Source organism: Ferdinandcohnia sp. FSL W7-1320 (genome assembly GCF_038050315.1).
Lineage (GTDB): Bacteria > Bacillota > Bacilli > Bacillales > Bacillaceae_L > Ferdinandcohnia > Ferdinandcohnia aciditolerans.
Window position 1 is genome coordinate 5398121 of record NZ_JBBPAM010000001.1, and the last position, 16026, is coordinate 5414146.

Here is a 16026-nt window from a genome sequence, read left to right on the forward strand (position 1 = left end):
TTATCGTTCTTTATACTTATTAAAAAAGCCTTCAGCATCATGCTGAAGGCGTATATTGTCTAATATTATAAGTAATCTAATGGATTTTTCAAAGCTCCATTAATATATAATTCGAAATGTAGGTGCGTTCCTGTTGAGTTACCAGTTGAACCCATTACACCAATTTGTTGGCCCTTCGTTACGGTTTGTCCAACACGAACATTAAGGGATGACATATGAGCATAAATGGTTTTCATTCCATTGTTATGGTTAATCGTAATTTTATTCCCAAAGCCGCCAGAATATCCAGCCTCTACAACTGTCCCATTGTCAGCTGCTTTAATCGTATAATTACTTGGTCTTGCAATATCAATACCTTTATGGAGTTGTCCCCATCTATATCCAACGTGACTGGAGATATAACCGCCAACTGCTGGCCATGCTAACTGACCTGATCCCCTTGAAGGAACAACCTTCGTTCCTTTTTCAATTACCTCTGTTACAGGCTCTTTTGTGATGGTTTCATTAAGTTTCTTTGTTTCAGCATTCACGCCATTAACCATTTTATATTCATAGTGAACAGTCTTTTCACCCTCTTGACCTTCTTGAGTGACTTTTCTGTCCCCTTTGTACATATTTGAATTTTCGTTAACCTTCGTTTCAAAATTAATCGTTTCTTTTTTATTTTGCTCCATCTTTACCACAACTGTTAAAAATGGCTTATATGCTGTTACGTTTAATTCTTGTCCAATTTTTATAAGTGTATCCTTAGTAATTCCAGGGTTTAATGCTAATAAATCCGCTGTCTTTAAATCATAGTCTACCGCAATAGAACCCAGTACATCTCCTTCTTTAACTTGGTACTTTTTCTCTTCTAATGTACCCTTTTGAAGCAATGTGACGGTATCAGCAGGATTATGAATTTGTTCTGGTGAAATTTTTTCATCTGAAACTGAAACCTTTTCCACAAATGAAACGTCTAATAAACGAGATTGTCCTTCAGCTAATGCAGGCAAAGGTTGTTCTGATTTTTCTCTCGCCTCAAGCTCTTGCAATTGCTCTTCTTTTACATATTGTAACTTTAATTGTTTCAGAGCTTCATTCGCTTCTTCTTCATTTTTTAGATAAGCAACTGGCTCTCCATCAATCGTAATCGCTTTAGCTTGTGCTGCAATTTCAATCTCTGATTCTAGCACCTTCACAGTATTTTCATTATTGAAGGTTGGTAGAAAAACCTGTTCTTCAATAATTGAAACATTATCGGCTACCAAAGAAAGCTCTTTATATTGATCTTGTAAGGAATCTACTTTTTGTTCGATTACCTTTTCTACTACATTCTTGGAATCAACTGTTCCAACTCTATTGCCATCTATGTATACATGATACACTGTTTGTATTTTTGTATCAGCTGATGCTGATCCAAACACTAATGTTGAAAGCGCAACTGAGGTTATCGCAACTCGTTTTAACAAAGTCATATATTTTCTTGGTGTTTTATTTGTATTATTTTGGTCTGACACGGTCTTTCCTCCCTGAACAAAGGTTGCTTGTCCGAAATTATCGTTCATCTCACCTTGTGAGTTGAAAAGCGTTGTCTTACAAAATACGCCAAGACGTATTCTATCGTTCGACAATTCTCTCTATTTTACACTTTATTAATTTACCATAGAATTTGAAAAAAAGTATAATAGTTTCCAATATGTAATATAATTGTAGTATTACTGACAAATTTTTACACAGAAAACTGTAGAATTTTGACATTGAAATGAGCCTTTCTTCCCTTTAAACCGTGGATTTTTTAAAGATTTATGTCGTTTTTGCACGACAAAAGACTCCTTATCAAAATATGACATAGTGAGATTGTCATGGGAAAGGAGATAAGTGTTTATATGTTATCTGTGGGGATGGGTTTGATTTAAAATAAAGGCTGTTTTCGCAAACTTTGTTGTTTTTATCAATGGTTTCCGCTTCAGGTGGACGCTTTCCGCGGGCGTGGATTGAGCCTCACGCTTTTCCCGCTGGACATTGAATTTGCTTCTTTGAAATAACCCACGCACGAAGAAAATGTGAATACATTTTCGAGGAGTCGCCACCTTACGCTCCAATCTACTAGGTTTCCACATTATAACTAAAAACAACAAACTTATAGAAAAGAGCCAAAATAAAAAAACATAGCTGTTTCCAACTATGTTTTTCATGTTATTAGCTATATATATTGCGCACTACATTTGTTTGTGTTCGGTCAGGTCCAACTGAGAATACAGATAATGGGATACCAGTTAACTGGGATATACGCTCAACATAGTTTCGAGCATTTTCTGGTAGTTCTTCTAACTTTTTCACTCCTGTAATATCCTCTGTCCACCCTGGAAACTCTTCATAGACTGGTTCACATTCTGCGAGGACTTTTAAACTAGCTGGGTATTCCTCAATTAGCTCCCCTTTGTGTCGATAGGCCACGCAAATTTTTAACGTTTCAATTCCTGTTAATACATCAATGGAATTAAGAGATAAGTCAGTAACTCCACTTACCCGTCTTGCATGACGTACAACTACTGCGTCAAACCAGCCTACTCTTCGAGGACGTCCAGTAGTCGTCCCATACTCACGACCAACTTCTCGAATTTGATGACCAATCTCATCGTTTAGCTCTGTTGGGAAAGGTCCGTCTCCTACACGTGTTGTATAGGCTTTTGAAACGCCTACTACAGAATTTATTTTAGTAGGGCCCACTCCAGAACCAATTGTAACCCCGCCGGCTACTGGATTTGAGGATGTAACAAATGGATACGTTCCCTGATCAATATCTAACATAACACCTTGGGCACCTTCAAATAGAACACGACGTCCATCATCTAGAGCATCATTCAACACAACAGATGTATCACAAACATATTGAACGATTTGCTGTCCATATTCATAATACTCATCTACGATATCTTCTAGAGTAAATCCTTGTGTTTCATAAACCTTTTCGAATAGTCGATTCTTCTCAGTAAGGTTATGAGAAAGCTTTTCTTCAAACACTTCTCGGTCAAGTAAGTCTGCAATACGAATTCCCACTCTGGAAGCCTTATCCATATAGGCAGGTCCAATTCCTTTTTTTGTAGTCCCTATTTTGTTTATCCCTTTGTATTCTTCTTCTAATTCATCCAACTTAATATGATAAGGAAGAATAACATGGGCACGATTGCTTATACGTAAATTATCTGTCTGAACACCCTTGTCATGCAAATAGGCTAGTTCTTTGACTAATGCCTTTGGGTCTACTACCATACCATTGCCGATGACACAGATTTTCTCTGAATAAAAAATGCCTGATGGAATCAAATGAAGTTTGTACGTTTCTCCATTAAATACGATTGTATGTCCCGCATTGTTTCCACCCTGATATCTAGCTACTACTTCAGCCTGTTCTGAAAGAAAGTCAGTAATTTTCCCCTTTCCTTCATCTCCCCACTGTGTTCCTACAACTACGACTGCTGACATTACTATGCACCCCCAGGGTTAATATAAAGATATTGTTCATTTCCAGTCAATATTTTATCAGTTTTCTTTTCTTATTACAATAAAAATACGAACATTGCATATGTAGAAATAATGAACATTCGTGTTTATTATTTCATTTTATCTCCAATAATATGTAAGAAAATCAAAAAAAGACGTATCATGAATTGATACATCTTTTTTCTGTACTCAGGAACGTTTTAACCATTTTACTACGCACCTGGTGGCATATTGGCATCATCAAACCTTCGTTCCAGATTGACGAATTTATTATATTCTTTAACGAATGCCAACGAAACTGTTCCAACCGGGCCGTTACGTTGTTTAGCAATAATGATCTCAATAATATTCTTATTCTCTGACTCTTTATCATAGTAATCATCACGGTATAAGAACGCAACAATATCGGCATCCTGCTCGATACTCCCTGATTCACGAATATCAGACATCATTGGACGCTTGTCCTGTCTTTGCTCTACCCCACGGGATAACTGTGATAAGGCAATAACAGGAACCTTTAATTCACGGGCTAAGGCTTTTAAAGAACGCGAGATTTCAGATACCTCTTGCTGACGGTTTTCGCCGCTTCTTCCATTACCTTGGATCAACTGTAGGTAATCGATAAGAATCATCCCTAATCCACTTTCCTGCTTAAGTCTGCGACATTTTGAACGAATATCATTCACACGAATACCAGGAGTATCATCAATATAAATTCCTGAGTTGGATAAGCTCCCCATTGCCATGGTTAACTTACTCCAATCTTCCGGTGTTAAGGAACCTGTACGTAGATTTTGTGCATTAATGTTACCCTCTGCGCAAAGCATCCTCATTACAAGCTGCTCAGCACCCATCTCTAGACTAAAGATAGCGACATTTTCATCAGTCTTAGTTGCTACGTTTTGCGCAATGTTAAGAGCAAATGCTGTCTTACCAACAGATGGACGGGCTGCTACGATTATTAAATCATTTCGCTGGAATCCGGCTGTCATCTTGTCCAACTCTGTAAACCCGGTAGGAATACCGGTAATATCTCCAACACGATTATGAAGAGTTTCAATATTATCATAGGTCTGAACGAGAACGTCCTTAATATTTTGGAAAGCACCCGCATTTTTACGGTTCGCGACTTCCATTATATTTTTTTCGGCCTCACCTAAAAGTGCATCGACCTCGTCTTCTCGGGAATAGCCATCTGTAGCAATCGTTGTTGCTGTGCGTATCAATCTGCGGAGTATTGACTTTTCTTCAATAATCTTCGCGTAGTATTCAATATTCCCGGCTGTTGGTACGGAACTCGCCAACTCACTTAAGTACGAAACGCCACCTATTTCATCTAAAATTTTCGCATCCGCTAACTCGGAAGTAACCGTTACTAAGTCTACTGGTTCACCTTTATCTGAGAGAACCAGCATCGCGTCAAAAATCTTCTGGTGTGCTGTCCGATAAAAGTCTTCTGGAATCAACACTTCTGAAGCAAGAGTTAATGAGCTTGGTTCTAGGAAAATAGCACCTAAAACAGCTTGCTCAGCCTCTATATTTTGCGGAGGAATACGATCAGCAAAAATGTCACTCAACTATTCTCCACTCCCTTTACATAACTTTTTTATGTCTATCTATCTATCTATTATACTTCTCTTTTATTTAATTCCAATGGAAAAGCTTTATTAACAATCCTGTAAATAAAAAATGTGATCTTGTATGTAACAAAACCACATTCTTCATTCTATCTGTTTTCCCTATTCAGTTTCAATGGAAATTACTGTTCTTTGACATGTACCTTAACTGTTGCTGTTACTTCTTGATGCAATTTTACAGAAACATTGGTATAACCTAATGCTCTAATTCCATCAGGAAGGTCAAATTTACGCTTATCAATTTTAATACCATGTTTTTTCGCGAGCTCATCTGCAATTTGCTTACTTGTTACAGAGCCAAATAAACGACCACCCTCACCCGCTTTTGCTTGAAGCTCAACGGTTAATGCTTCAATTTTTTCCTTTAGCTGTTTTGACTGGGCAAGTTCCTCAGCTGCTTCTTTTGATTCTTTATTTTTCTTAGCTTCTAATGATTTCATATTCGCTGGTGTTGCCTCAATCGCAAGATTTTGCTTGAACAGGAAATTGTGAGCATATCCATCAGATACATTCTTCACTTCCCCTTTTTTCCCTTTACCTTTTACATCCTTTAAGAAAATAACCTTCATTTCTTGGTTCCTCCCTCTAAATACTCATCTATTACTAATAGTAGCTGTTCTTCTGCTTCTTCTATTGTTGTATCCTCTATCTGTGTTGCAGCATTTGTAAGATGGCCGCCACCGCCTAAACTTTCCATAATCAGTTGCACATTGACGTCACCCAATGAACGTGCACTGATTCCCACTCTTAAGTCATGTCGGACGGAAATAACAAATGAGGCAACGACATCATTCATTGTCAGTAATGTATCAGCCGCTTGTGCAATCATCACTTGGTCATAGGTCTCATTTTGTGTTCCTTTTGCAATCGCAATTCCTTTTTTATAAATAAATGCTGACTCAATTAATCTCGATCGCTTTTTAAAATGGTCCATATTTTCTTTAAGGAATTTCTGAACAAGAATGGTATCTGCTCCTTGTGCACGAAGATAGGATGCTGCATCAAATGTTCTTGAACCCGTGCGAAGCGTAAAACTCTTTGTATCAACAATGATCCCAGCTAGTAAAGCTGTCGCCTCAAGCATATTAATTTTTTTCTTCTTAGGTTGATATTCAAGAAGTTCCGTCACCAACTCGGCTGTCGATGATGCATATGGTTCCATATAAACGAGTAATGGTGATTGAATAAATTCCTCTCCACGGCGATGATGGTCAATAACAACCACTTTATCAATTTTTGATACCAGCTTTTCCTCAATTACAAGTGATGGTTTATGGGTATCTACTACAACAAGCAGTGTGTCGTTTGAAGCAATTTCAAGTGCCTGCTCTGGCGTAATAAAGTATGACCATAATTCCGTATTTTCCTTTACTTCTTCAAGTAAACGCCCAACACCTGAATCAATTTCATTCGGATTTAATACAATATATCCTTCTTTATGATTCATTTGTGCTACTTTCAATATCCCAATGGAGGCACCTACAGCATCCATATCAGGGTATTTATGGCCCATGATGATGACTTTATCGCTATCCGAGACAATTTCCTTTAGAGCATGTGAAATAACGCGTGCGCGGACTCTAGTGCGTTTTTCCATTGGATTTGTTTTGCCCCCATAGAATTTAACCTTACCGTTTGGAAGCTTAATCGCAACTTGGTCACCACCACGTCCCAGTGCAAGGTCCAAGCTGGATTGTGCTGAAACTCCTAGCTCAGGAAGGGTTGGGACTCCAATTCCGATTCCTATACTTAGAGTTAGTGCTACGCTATCCCTTGCTGTATTTTCCCTAACATCATCCAGAATCGTAAACTTTGTTTTTTCAAGATTGGATAATATTTCTTCATTTAACACCGCAATGAAACGCTCAGATGAGGTTCGCTTTAAAAACACACCATGTTCATTTGCCCATTCATTAAGGATTGACGTAACCTGACTATTTAAAGAACTCTTCCGTTGGTCATCCATTCCTTGAGTAACTTCATCATAGTTGTCTAAAAAGATGATCCCTAGCACTGTACGCTCAGCTTCATACAATTGCACAATTTCCATTTGTTCAGTGACATCGAAGAAATAAAGTAATCGTTCTTCCCTCTTAATGATTACCTTAAATTTCTGCTCATTTAATGTAATTGTCTCACTCTCGACCTCTTGCTGAATTAAAGGAACAATTAATTCCTCAACATCATATAGTGATCTCCCCACTAACGTATCTGCGTCAAGGCAATTTGATAAGTAAGCATTGGCCCATTCAACTTGAAACTCATCATTATATAGCAAAATCCCAATCGGCATTTCCATTAACGCTTCTTCGCCAACCTTCTTTAAGCGATAGGATAGGGTTGAGATATAATGCTCCATTTCTTTTTTTAGAAGTGAATTTGCTTTGTACAAATAGTACGTAATTAATCCAAGGAGCAGAAAACTTGCTAACCCAATCACCCACTGAAAATAAACGAGAATTGCACTAAAAATACTTGTGATAACAAGTAATGCATATAAGGGATAGCGAAACAACTTTCTTTTGTAAAAGTCTGGCATGTAATTTTCAGCTCCTAAAGCTTTGTTTTACTTCTTTTTACTAATTCGATTTCGCAGTTGGAATCCTAAGTCAATTATACCTAAGATTCGAATAATATAAAGGAGAATTGGTGTTAAGATCGTTAGAACGATCGGTACGACCTTTGGAATTCTTTTTTGATAACAGTAATAATAAATAAATGACAAGCCTTGAATGACCATTAGCAACTGCATAATAAAAAAGAAATTTAAAAAGGCAGTATATCCAAATGTACCCTTTTCCATCTCAACAAAGCTCAAAAGTAAAATCAATAAGTAATACCATAAGACACTCTTTGGAAAATTAATCTCACGAAATGGCGGGAAAGGATTTATTTTTACCCGAAGCCTTACCAGAATTGGTTTAATGGCCACAACTGTTATAAAAGCCAAAAACATCGCAAGAAAAACAAACATACTTGGAATCATGTATTGCATCATTTCTACTGACTCTTCTAGCTGTTTAATGGCTTCTGTATTCATTTCTCCCCCTGTTGCCCTCATTATACTCTCAGCCATGGCAAAAGATTCTTGTGTACTTTCTTTAAGCACTTCAGTAACATTCACTTGTAAAACAAGGTTAACCGTGACAAACATCAGCACAATGGAAAACAAGTAGGACAAACATGCGCCTAAGAAAAGTTCGATTCCACTTCTTCCTCTGTTGATCATTTCACCCAATAAAATCCCTGTAACACCAAACATTATCGTAAGAATAATCCCCATTACAGAACCTAATAGTCCTGAGAGGAAAAAAGCGATAAGTAAAAATAACAATGACTGCTTTACTTTATACTTCACTGTAAACAGAATAAATGGAATGGGCAAAAGGAATGAAAGTACCGTTCCAAGTAGCGGGAGATATAGACTGACAAGTAACAGTACACTGTATACTGCTAAAAGCATGGCACCTTCTGTTAATAATTTTGTATTTTTCACCTTTTCACCTCAACTTATTTGCAACACACCTTCTGAAGAAAAGTGCCTGGCGCTTGGACCCCTCAAGCCAATGGCGTATGGAACTTGACATCAAAAAAAGTGCCTGTTTTATAACCACTTTCTATTTTAAAGATTTACTAGGAAGTCTTCAACTTTTGTACTTCCATTGGATTTGTTGACTTCGGCTTTGACATAGAACACGGCAGTCTTTAGTTGAAGTTCCACTGTGACGAAACTTTTTGTTTTACTTTTCCCTAATTTCTATTATGATAGTAATTAATTAATAAACGTAACCACAAGGGGAGCAATTTGCTGAGAGTGAACGTTAAAAGTTCAGACCCTTCGAACCTGTTAGTTAATGCTAGCGTAGGAATGTGGAGATTTATGAGAACTTATCCTTTTATTAAAGTTGTTCTCCTTTGGGGTGCGTTTTGTTCATTACACACTTCAAGGGGGTTTTTTTATGAGAAATACTAGGTTACAGTCCATGATTGAAGCGGCGATTTTTGCCGTATTAGCGCTAGCTCTAGATATGTTTGTGCCATCAATAAAAATTGGTCCTTCCATCTCTATATCATTCGCAATGATCCCTATATTCATTGTCGCACTTAGATGGGGACTTAAAATTGGTTTCCTTTCCGGTTTTTTATGGGGACTTCTGCAAGTGATCTTTGATCCCTGGATTATCCATCCAGTTCAAGGAGCCATCGATTATTTCTTAGCTTTTTCTTTCATTGGGTTTGCTGGTTTATTTAGAAACGGCGTTCAAGAAAGCTTACGAACTGGTAACAAAGGTAAATCATTAGCTTTAATCATTAGTGCCATTTTCATTGGAAGCCTTGCTCGCTACTTTTGGCATTTCGTATCAGGTTTTGTATTCTTCGCTGAACAACTAAAAGGCTTTGAAGCAGTATGGTTTTCTCTTACAGCTAACGGTATCACTTTTTTAGGTGCATTCATCTTCTGTTCCATTATCATGACCTTATTGATTCTTTCTTCACCCCGTTTCTTCGTACTTAAACAGGAAGTACAGAAACGATTCTAATCGTTCTCTAAATAAACAACAAAAAAGCGATGACCGCATTAGGCGATCATCGCTTTTCTTTATTATTCACCAGATACATATGGTAATAATGCCATTTGACGAGCACGTTTAATAGCAACTGTTAATTTACGTTGGTATTTTGCGCTTGTACCTGTTACACGACGAGGTAAAATTTTACCACGTTCAGAAACGAATTTTTTAAGTAAATCTACTTCTTTATAATCGATGTGTGTAATTCCATTAGCTGTGAAGTAACACACTTTACGACGCTTTGCACGTCCACCTTTACGTCCGCCTGCCATTGATTTTCCCTCCTTTTAAGTGTTGATTATATGATTGACTTACAAGTTAGAATGGAAGATCATCATCTGAAATATCGATAGGTTGTCCATCATTTGCAAATGGATCTTGGTCTACTCTTGTAGGTCCTTGGTTTTGATTTGGGTTCTGATTCTGTCCAAATGGAGAATAGCCGCCTTGGCCTTGGCCTTGGTTACCTTGGTTACCTTGGTTACCGCCAAAACCACCTTGATTGCCACCATAGCTGCCTTGATTACCGCCATAGCCACCGCCAAAGTTACCTCCACCGCTACGCTGTTGGTCATTTGCATTTCTTGGTTCAAGGAATTGAACACTTTCTGCTACAACCTCAGTAACATATACGCGTTTGCCATCCTGGCCTTCATAATTTCTTGTTTGAAGACGACCATCAACGCCTGCTAAGCTGCCCTTCTTCAAGAAGTTTGCAACATTCTCAGCTGGTCGGCGCCATACAACGCAATTAATGAAGTCAGCTTCACGTTCACCTGACTGATTCGTAAATGCTCGATTCACTGCGAGCGTGAAGGTTGCTACCGCAACTCCACTTGGTGTATATCGTAATTCAGGGTCTTTTGTAAGTCTCCCTACAAGAACTACGCGATTCATCATCAGAACCATCTCCTAACAGGATATTCAAACAGAGCCTATACTCTAATAAATTCTTATGCTTCTTCTTTAACAACGATATGACGGATAATGTCTTCGTTGATCTTCGCTAAACGATCGAATTCGTTTACTGCTTCAGCGTTTGACATTACGTTAAGAATCATGTAGTAACCATCGCGGAAATCATTGATTTCATATGCTAAACGGCGCTTACCCCATTCTTTTACGTTTGTAATCTCCGCACCATTGTCAGTTAAAACGCCATTAAAACGCTCAACTAAAGCCTTTTTCGCTTCATCATCAATGTTTGGACGGATGATATACATAACTTCGTATTTTCTCATCACGTTACACCTCCTTTTGGACTAACGGCCCTTTTACCTAAAAAGGGCAAGGAGCAATTATTTCAATTACTCACAGAAAAATATTATAGCACATAAAAAAATCGTAGGCAAGAACTGTTTCAACAACGGATTATTAGCTCAATTGAAAAAATAAATAAAAAGGGCTTGAGTAAGTTAGCTTACTCTGCCCCTTTTATTTATTTTTGTCACCTTTCAGCCAAAGCTGAAAGGCGTGAGGAACTCAAAAAGTTTCTCACGATTGAGCTAATAATCACCTGTTACCTTAACAAAACAGCCACAAAACGACATATCATCGTCCTGTGGCTGAATTCCAGTCAAATAACTTATACATTAAATCGGAAATGAATGACATCCCCATCTTGTACAACATACTCTTTACCTTCAAGGCGAACCTTCCCTGCCTCACGAGCAGCATTCATAGAACCACCTGCAAGAAGATCTTCATACGATACCGTCTCAGCGCGGATAAATCCTCTCTCAAAATCAGAGTGAATGATACCAGCACATTGTGGAGCCTTCATTCCTTTTCTAAATGTCCACGCTCTTACCTCTTGTACACCTGCAGTAAAATACGTAGCTAGTCCTAATAAGTGATACGCAGCTCGAATCAATTGATCAAGACCAGATTCTTCTATTCCTAGCTCTTCAAGGAACATTTCCTTTTCTTCCCCTTCAAGCTCCACAATTTCTGACTCGATTTTTGCACAAACAACAATAACTTCCGCATTGTCCTTTTGAGCAAACTCACGTACTAATTGAACATATTCATTTGAAGAAGGATCTGCTACATCATCTTCGCCAACGTTCGCAACGTATAAAACTGGTTTACTTGTTAGTAAGTGCATTCCCTTTACATATTTCATTTGCTCTTCAGTAAATTCAACTGCACGAGCTGGCTGCTCATTTTCAAATGCTTCTTTTAACTGTACAAGAACCTCATGCTCAGCAACTGCATCCTTGTCCTTTTGCTTAGCAAGCTTTCCAACACGGTCAATTCGCTTATCTACTGACTCAAGGTCTGCTAAAATCAATTCTAAATTAATTGTTTCAATATCAGCAATTGGATCTACCTTACCTGCTACGTGAGTGATATTATCATCTGCAAAACAGCGTACCACATGACAAATCGCATCTACTTGGCGAATATGTGATAAAAACTTATTACCAAGACCTTCCCCTTTGCTGGCACCTTTTACAATCCCTGCAATATCAGTAAATTCAAAGGTTGTTGGTACAGTTTTTTTAGGTTGTACTAATTCAGTTAATTTATTTAAACGCTCATCTGGAACCTCAACAATCCCCACATTTGGGTCAATTGTACAGAACGGATAGTTCGCTGATTCCGCACCTGCTTGTGTAATTGCATTAAAAAGAGTTGATTTTCCAACGTTAGGAAGACCAACGATACCTGCTGTTAACGCCATTGATTTTTCCACTCCTCTTATCCGAAACATACTAGCCTTCAACAATTATAGGTTTTCCTTATAAAAAATACAAGCCGTTTCAGCTAGAAACGGCTTTTGTATAAATCCACCATTCTAAAGTTTTTCAATTCCAACAAGGCAATCATATAATGTACTGCCAAGCCCGTTATCAGAAACTTCATGTGATGTGAGATTATTGACACTACCACCAAAGATATGCCATTGTCCTTCATCAATACAAATAATCTTTGGAGATGACTCTTTTAATATTTGCACTTTCCCTGTAATTTCACCACGGTCATTAAATACCCTTACCTTATCATTCGATTCAAGATTTTTCTGTTCAGCAATATCCTTAGAAACCTCAACTTTTATTGTTTGTAATCCTTCAATCAAAGGATAATTTTGTGAATGGTTTGAACGTAAAGGATGAATCGTTAATAGTGAGTATGGGTATTTTTCACCTAACTCTTGATTAGAAAATGTCGATTCTCTTGGATATGATATTTTTATACGTCCATCATACCCTTTCATCTCTCCTAATGATGATGTGAATTCAAATTTTCCAGATGGAGTTGAAAAATGAAAATCATTCCAGGGTACAAGCTGTACAGGCAATGGTACGTGACTTTTTTCCTTGATTTCCTCAAAGGATATACCCTTCTCTTGTAAAGAACCTACTCCCATTTTTATAAATTCTTTTCTTGTATAATTAAAATCTTCACCAAACCCTAACCTTTTAGCTAATTCAGACCAAATCCAAACATCAGACTTTGCCTCTCCACGAGCTTCGACTAATTTAGGCCCATAATTAACAAAATGATGGTACATGGATGAATAATAAATATCCTCTTCCTCAAACACAGTAGCTGAAGGAAGTACATAATCGGCTAACCTCGCCGTATCAGTCATAAACTGCTCTAATACAACTAAAGTATCTACTGATTGGAAGGCTTCTAGTACCCTATTTGTATTTGGAACCTGAGTTAATGGGTTTCCACTTGATACCATAATCATTTTTATTGGTGGTTCTGAAGCAGTTAGAATCCTTTCCGCTTGCTCGCTCATAACGAAAGATCTCGAATGTTTCTTTCTTTCTGGTAGAGTTAAAGCCACACTATCAAAACTTTGGCCAACTTGCGTATTTCCAAAATTAGCTCCACCACCTGGGATGCCTACATTACCACTGACTGCTACTAATGCATCAATTAGACGAATGGTATTTCCACCATTTGCGTACCGCTGCATTCCTAACCCCATATAGGTTGCCGTTGGCCCATTACTATATATGTTAGCTAAACTTGTAATTGTTTCACGTGGAACATTTGTTACTTCCTCAATTTCGTTCATTGAAATTGATTCAATAGTAGCCAATAAATCACTGAATCCCAAAGTATACTTTTCAATAAACTCTTTATCCTGTAAGTCTAAACGAATTAATTCCTTCATAATACCAATCGCTAACAAACCATCCATACCTGGAGTAATTGAGATATAGGAATTAGCTATCTTTGCCGTTCCATTGTATATGGGATCAATAACAATTATGTTAGTGCCCTTCTTTTTTACCTCTTGTAAATAACCAAAGAGATGCATATTCGTGCGTGCCACATTTCTTCCCCAAATGATTACATTTTTACTATTGTATATATCATCAGGTGCATGACTTGCTGAATTTCCAAAATCCCAATTTTGTGCTTCAATACCTGATCCCCAGCAAATGCTACCGATTAGATCAGTGGCACCACCATAACAATTAAAAAAACGATCTGGTATTTTAGTTAAAAGGCCACCGTTTGCATAGTCATGACTGTGCAGAACAGCCGTAGAACCATATTTTTGCCTTACTATTAAAAGCTTCTCTGAGATTTCTGTTAATGCTTGTTCCCATGTAATTCTTTGAAACTCTCCATCTACCTTTTTCAATGGGTAAAGAATGCGATCATCAGAGTTTGTTCGTGTTTCCAGCATACGTCCTCTGCCGCAAATTTTGCCCTTTGTAATTGGATGATCTTTATCTCCATCTATTTTTACAACTTTACCGTTTTCCACTTCAACAACAAAACCACAACTGTCCCAACAATTTAAAGGACATGCAGATTTAAATGTAGCCATTCTCCTCACTCCCTACACATGTAGCAAACCTACCAAAACTTCGTATCCTCTATTATAAATCACAGCAACTAACATTCTATAGAAATTATTTCCGCTTAAAAGAAAACCCGAAAAAATAAAGCACGAGGCTTAATCCTCATGCTTCACAAGAATCTTTTTTAGTTTTCGGCCAAACTCTTTTCGAGGAATGAGTACACTATGTTCGCAGCCTTCACATTTGATTCGAATATCCATTCCTAATCGAATAATCTTCCATTTATTTGTTCCACATGGATGAGGTTTCTTCATTTCTACAATATCATGTAATCCATAGTCTTTGTCTACCACGACACCCACCCTTTATTCTTTTATATGAAGAATCTTTATATGTTGTATTGTAACAGGAAATCATTTTAAATTGTAGCGATTTACAATTGGATATAGCAAAATGACGGCCAATAAGTATAAATTTGCAATACCATATAATGGGTATAAAATTGAAACGAGCGTAGAAAAGCCAAAAGTCGTAAAGGGTACCATCAGTAAAATCAATAGAATGGAAATCATCCACAAAGGCATTTTTAAATAGTCTTTAAAACGTGTGGATAATCCTAGTAATCCCGACGCTGCAGTTGTAAATATTGCTCCAAATAATAGAATGGACATGATAAATACTGCTACATACGGGAAATTTTTCATGATGATAAATAATGGAATCTCATAAAGCATGATTTCTTGAGCCACTTCAATAAGTGCCTCATTGTAAACAAAGGTGATAAATCCTAAAAACAGACCACTTCCAATACTCGCAACCCATGCTTCCCCTTTTGACTTCATTTCTTTACCAATTGCACCAAGTACAGCAACAAGCGGTAATATGTTTAATGCTGTAAATGTAAATGCGGACGGCCAATTTCCTTGCTCATGCAAAATAAAGGAAAATTCCTTTCCATTAGCTGACAAAAAAATAAACAAAACCGTTGTTAAAAAGATTATTAAGGCAGGTATAATAGCCATATTTATTGAGATCAAGCCATTGATATTCCACAAAAAGACCAGTACCAACAGGAAACCAAAAATCAGAATTCCCCACCAAAAAGGAATCGTAAATAACTCTAATGTAGCTCCTCCACCCGCTAACATCACAACCGTTGTAGAAAATAAGTATAAAATCGTAATCACATCATACACATGTGAAACCTTTTCTCCCACTAGTTCTTTTAATACAGGAACAAAATGCTCGGCTTTTTTTTCATAACTGATCTTCATAATAATATAACTACAAATAATAAAAATGAATGTAAAAAAAATGATCGCTAAGGCACTTTGTTCTCCATAAAACTGCCAAATCTCCCTCCCTGATGCATATCCCGCACCAATTGCGGTTCCCAAAATAAGAAACATCCACCGAAACCCTGCCCTAAACATATGATCCCTCCATAATTCCTCTATCTACTAAAAAATGCTCATAATACAAATCTAAGAATCTTTTTTGTTCAGACGTATAGAATATAAGATTTCTCCGTATACTGTTACTACAGTTAAAAAGGGG

The 16026-nt window shown here is 37.4% G+C and carries 14 protein-coding genes and 1 riboswitch; of the genes, 1 reads left to right on the plus strand and 13 read right to left on the minus strand.

The features are described 5' to 3' along the window. Nucleotides 1-65: 65 nt before the first annotated feature. The 6 genes from NST91_RS25735 to NST91_RS25760 form a co-directional block, all read right to left on the minus strand. Nucleotides 66-1499, minus strand: a complete 1434-nt coding sequence (locus NST91_RS25735; RefSeq protein ID WP_341333435.1) for a peptidoglycan DD-metalloendopeptidase family protein — start codon at nucleotides 1497-1499, stop codon at nucleotides 66-68. A 682-nt stretch (nucleotides 1500-2181) separates the two neighbouring features. After that, on the minus strand, nucleotides 2182-3468 hold the full coding sequence (locus tag NST91_RS25740; protein WP_341333436.1) for an adenylosuccinate synthase: 1287 nt from the start codon (nucleotides 3466-3468) through the stop codon (nucleotides 2182-2184). Between the two features lie 230 nt (nucleotides 3469-3698). Further along, complete coding sequence (gene dnaB / locus NST91_RS25745) at nucleotides 3699-5063, minus strand: replicative DNA helicase (protein ID WP_341333437.1); 1365 nt, start codon at nucleotides 5061-5063, stop codon at nucleotides 3699-3701. Between the two features lie 182 nt (nucleotides 5064-5245). Further along, nucleotides 5246-5692 (minus strand): 50S ribosomal protein L9, encoded by a 447-nt coding sequence (rplI, locus tag NST91_RS25750; protein WP_121448192.1) that lies wholly within the window; start codon nucleotides 5690-5692, stop codon nucleotides 5246-5248. Then, complete coding sequence (locus NST91_RS25755; protein ID WP_341333438.1) at nucleotides 5689-7662, minus strand: DHH family phosphoesterase; 1974 nt, start codon at nucleotides 7660-7662, stop codon at nucleotides 5689-5691. The genes rplI and NST91_RS25755 overlap by 4 nt, the downstream gene beginning before the upstream one ends. A gap of 27 nt (nucleotides 7663-7689) precedes the next feature. Continuing rightward, nucleotides 7690-8619: a YybS family protein gene (locus tag NST91_RS25760; RefSeq protein WP_341333439.1), complete on the minus strand. Its 930-nt coding sequence runs from the start codon at nucleotides 8617-8619 to the stop codon at nucleotides 7690-7692. Nucleotides 8620-8907: 288 nt separating this feature from the next. After that, nucleotides 8908-9009, plus strand: a riboswitch (TPP riboswitch). Between the two features lie 73 nt (nucleotides 9010-9082). Here NST91_RS25760 and thiT point away from each other — a divergent pair. After that, nucleotides 9083-9664 carry an energy-coupled thiamine transporter ThiT gene (gene thiT / locus NST91_RS25765; protein ID WP_341333440.1) on the plus strand — a complete coding sequence of 194 codons (582 nt, stop codon included), beginning with the start codon at nucleotides 9083-9085 and terminating at the stop codon, nucleotides 9662-9664. 62 nt (nucleotides 9665-9726) lie between these two features. Here thiT and rpsR read toward each other — a convergent pair whose 3' ends face one another. The 7 genes from rpsR to NST91_RS25800 form a co-directional block, all read right to left on the minus strand. Next, nucleotides 9727-9966, minus strand: coding sequence for a 30S ribosomal protein S18 (gene rpsR / locus NST91_RS25770; RefSeq protein ID WP_010677416.1), 240 nt, complete (start codon nucleotides 9964-9966; stop codon nucleotides 9727-9729). 46 nt (nucleotides 9967-10012) lie between these two features. Then, on the minus strand, nucleotides 10013-10594 hold the full coding sequence (ssb, locus tag NST91_RS25775) for a single-stranded DNA-binding protein (RefSeq protein ID WP_341333441.1): 582 nt from the start codon (nucleotides 10592-10594) through the stop codon (nucleotides 10013-10015). Between the two features lie 53 nt (nucleotides 10595-10647). Further along, complete coding sequence (rpsF, locus tag NST91_RS25780; protein ID WP_341333442.1) at nucleotides 10648-10935, minus strand: 30S ribosomal protein S6; 288 nt, start codon at nucleotides 10933-10935, stop codon at nucleotides 10648-10650. Nucleotides 10936-11279: 344 nt separating this feature from the next. Further along, nucleotides 11280-12380: a redox-regulated ATPase YchF gene (ychF, locus tag NST91_RS25785; RefSeq protein ID WP_121448198.1), complete on the minus strand. Its 1101-nt coding sequence runs from the start codon at nucleotides 12378-12380 to the stop codon at nucleotides 11280-11282. A 114-nt stretch (nucleotides 12381-12494) separates the two neighbouring features. After that, on the minus strand, nucleotides 12495-14495 hold the full coding sequence (locus NST91_RS25790; RefSeq protein WP_341333443.1) for a molybdopterin-dependent oxidoreductase: 2001 nt from the start codon (nucleotides 14493-14495) through the stop codon (nucleotides 12495-12497). A 129-nt stretch (nucleotides 14496-14624) separates the two neighbouring features. Then, complete coding sequence (locus NST91_RS25795) at nucleotides 14625-14822, minus strand: DUF951 domain-containing protein (RefSeq protein WP_099351381.1); 198 nt, start codon at nucleotides 14820-14822, stop codon at nucleotides 14625-14627. A 60-nt stretch (nucleotides 14823-14882) separates the two neighbouring features. Continuing rightward, nucleotides 14883-15902 (minus strand): YkvI family membrane protein, encoded by a 1020-nt coding sequence (locus NST91_RS25800; RefSeq protein ID WP_341333444.1) that lies wholly within the window; start codon nucleotides 15900-15902, stop codon nucleotides 14883-14885. Nucleotides 15903-16026: the final 124 nt, after the last annotated feature.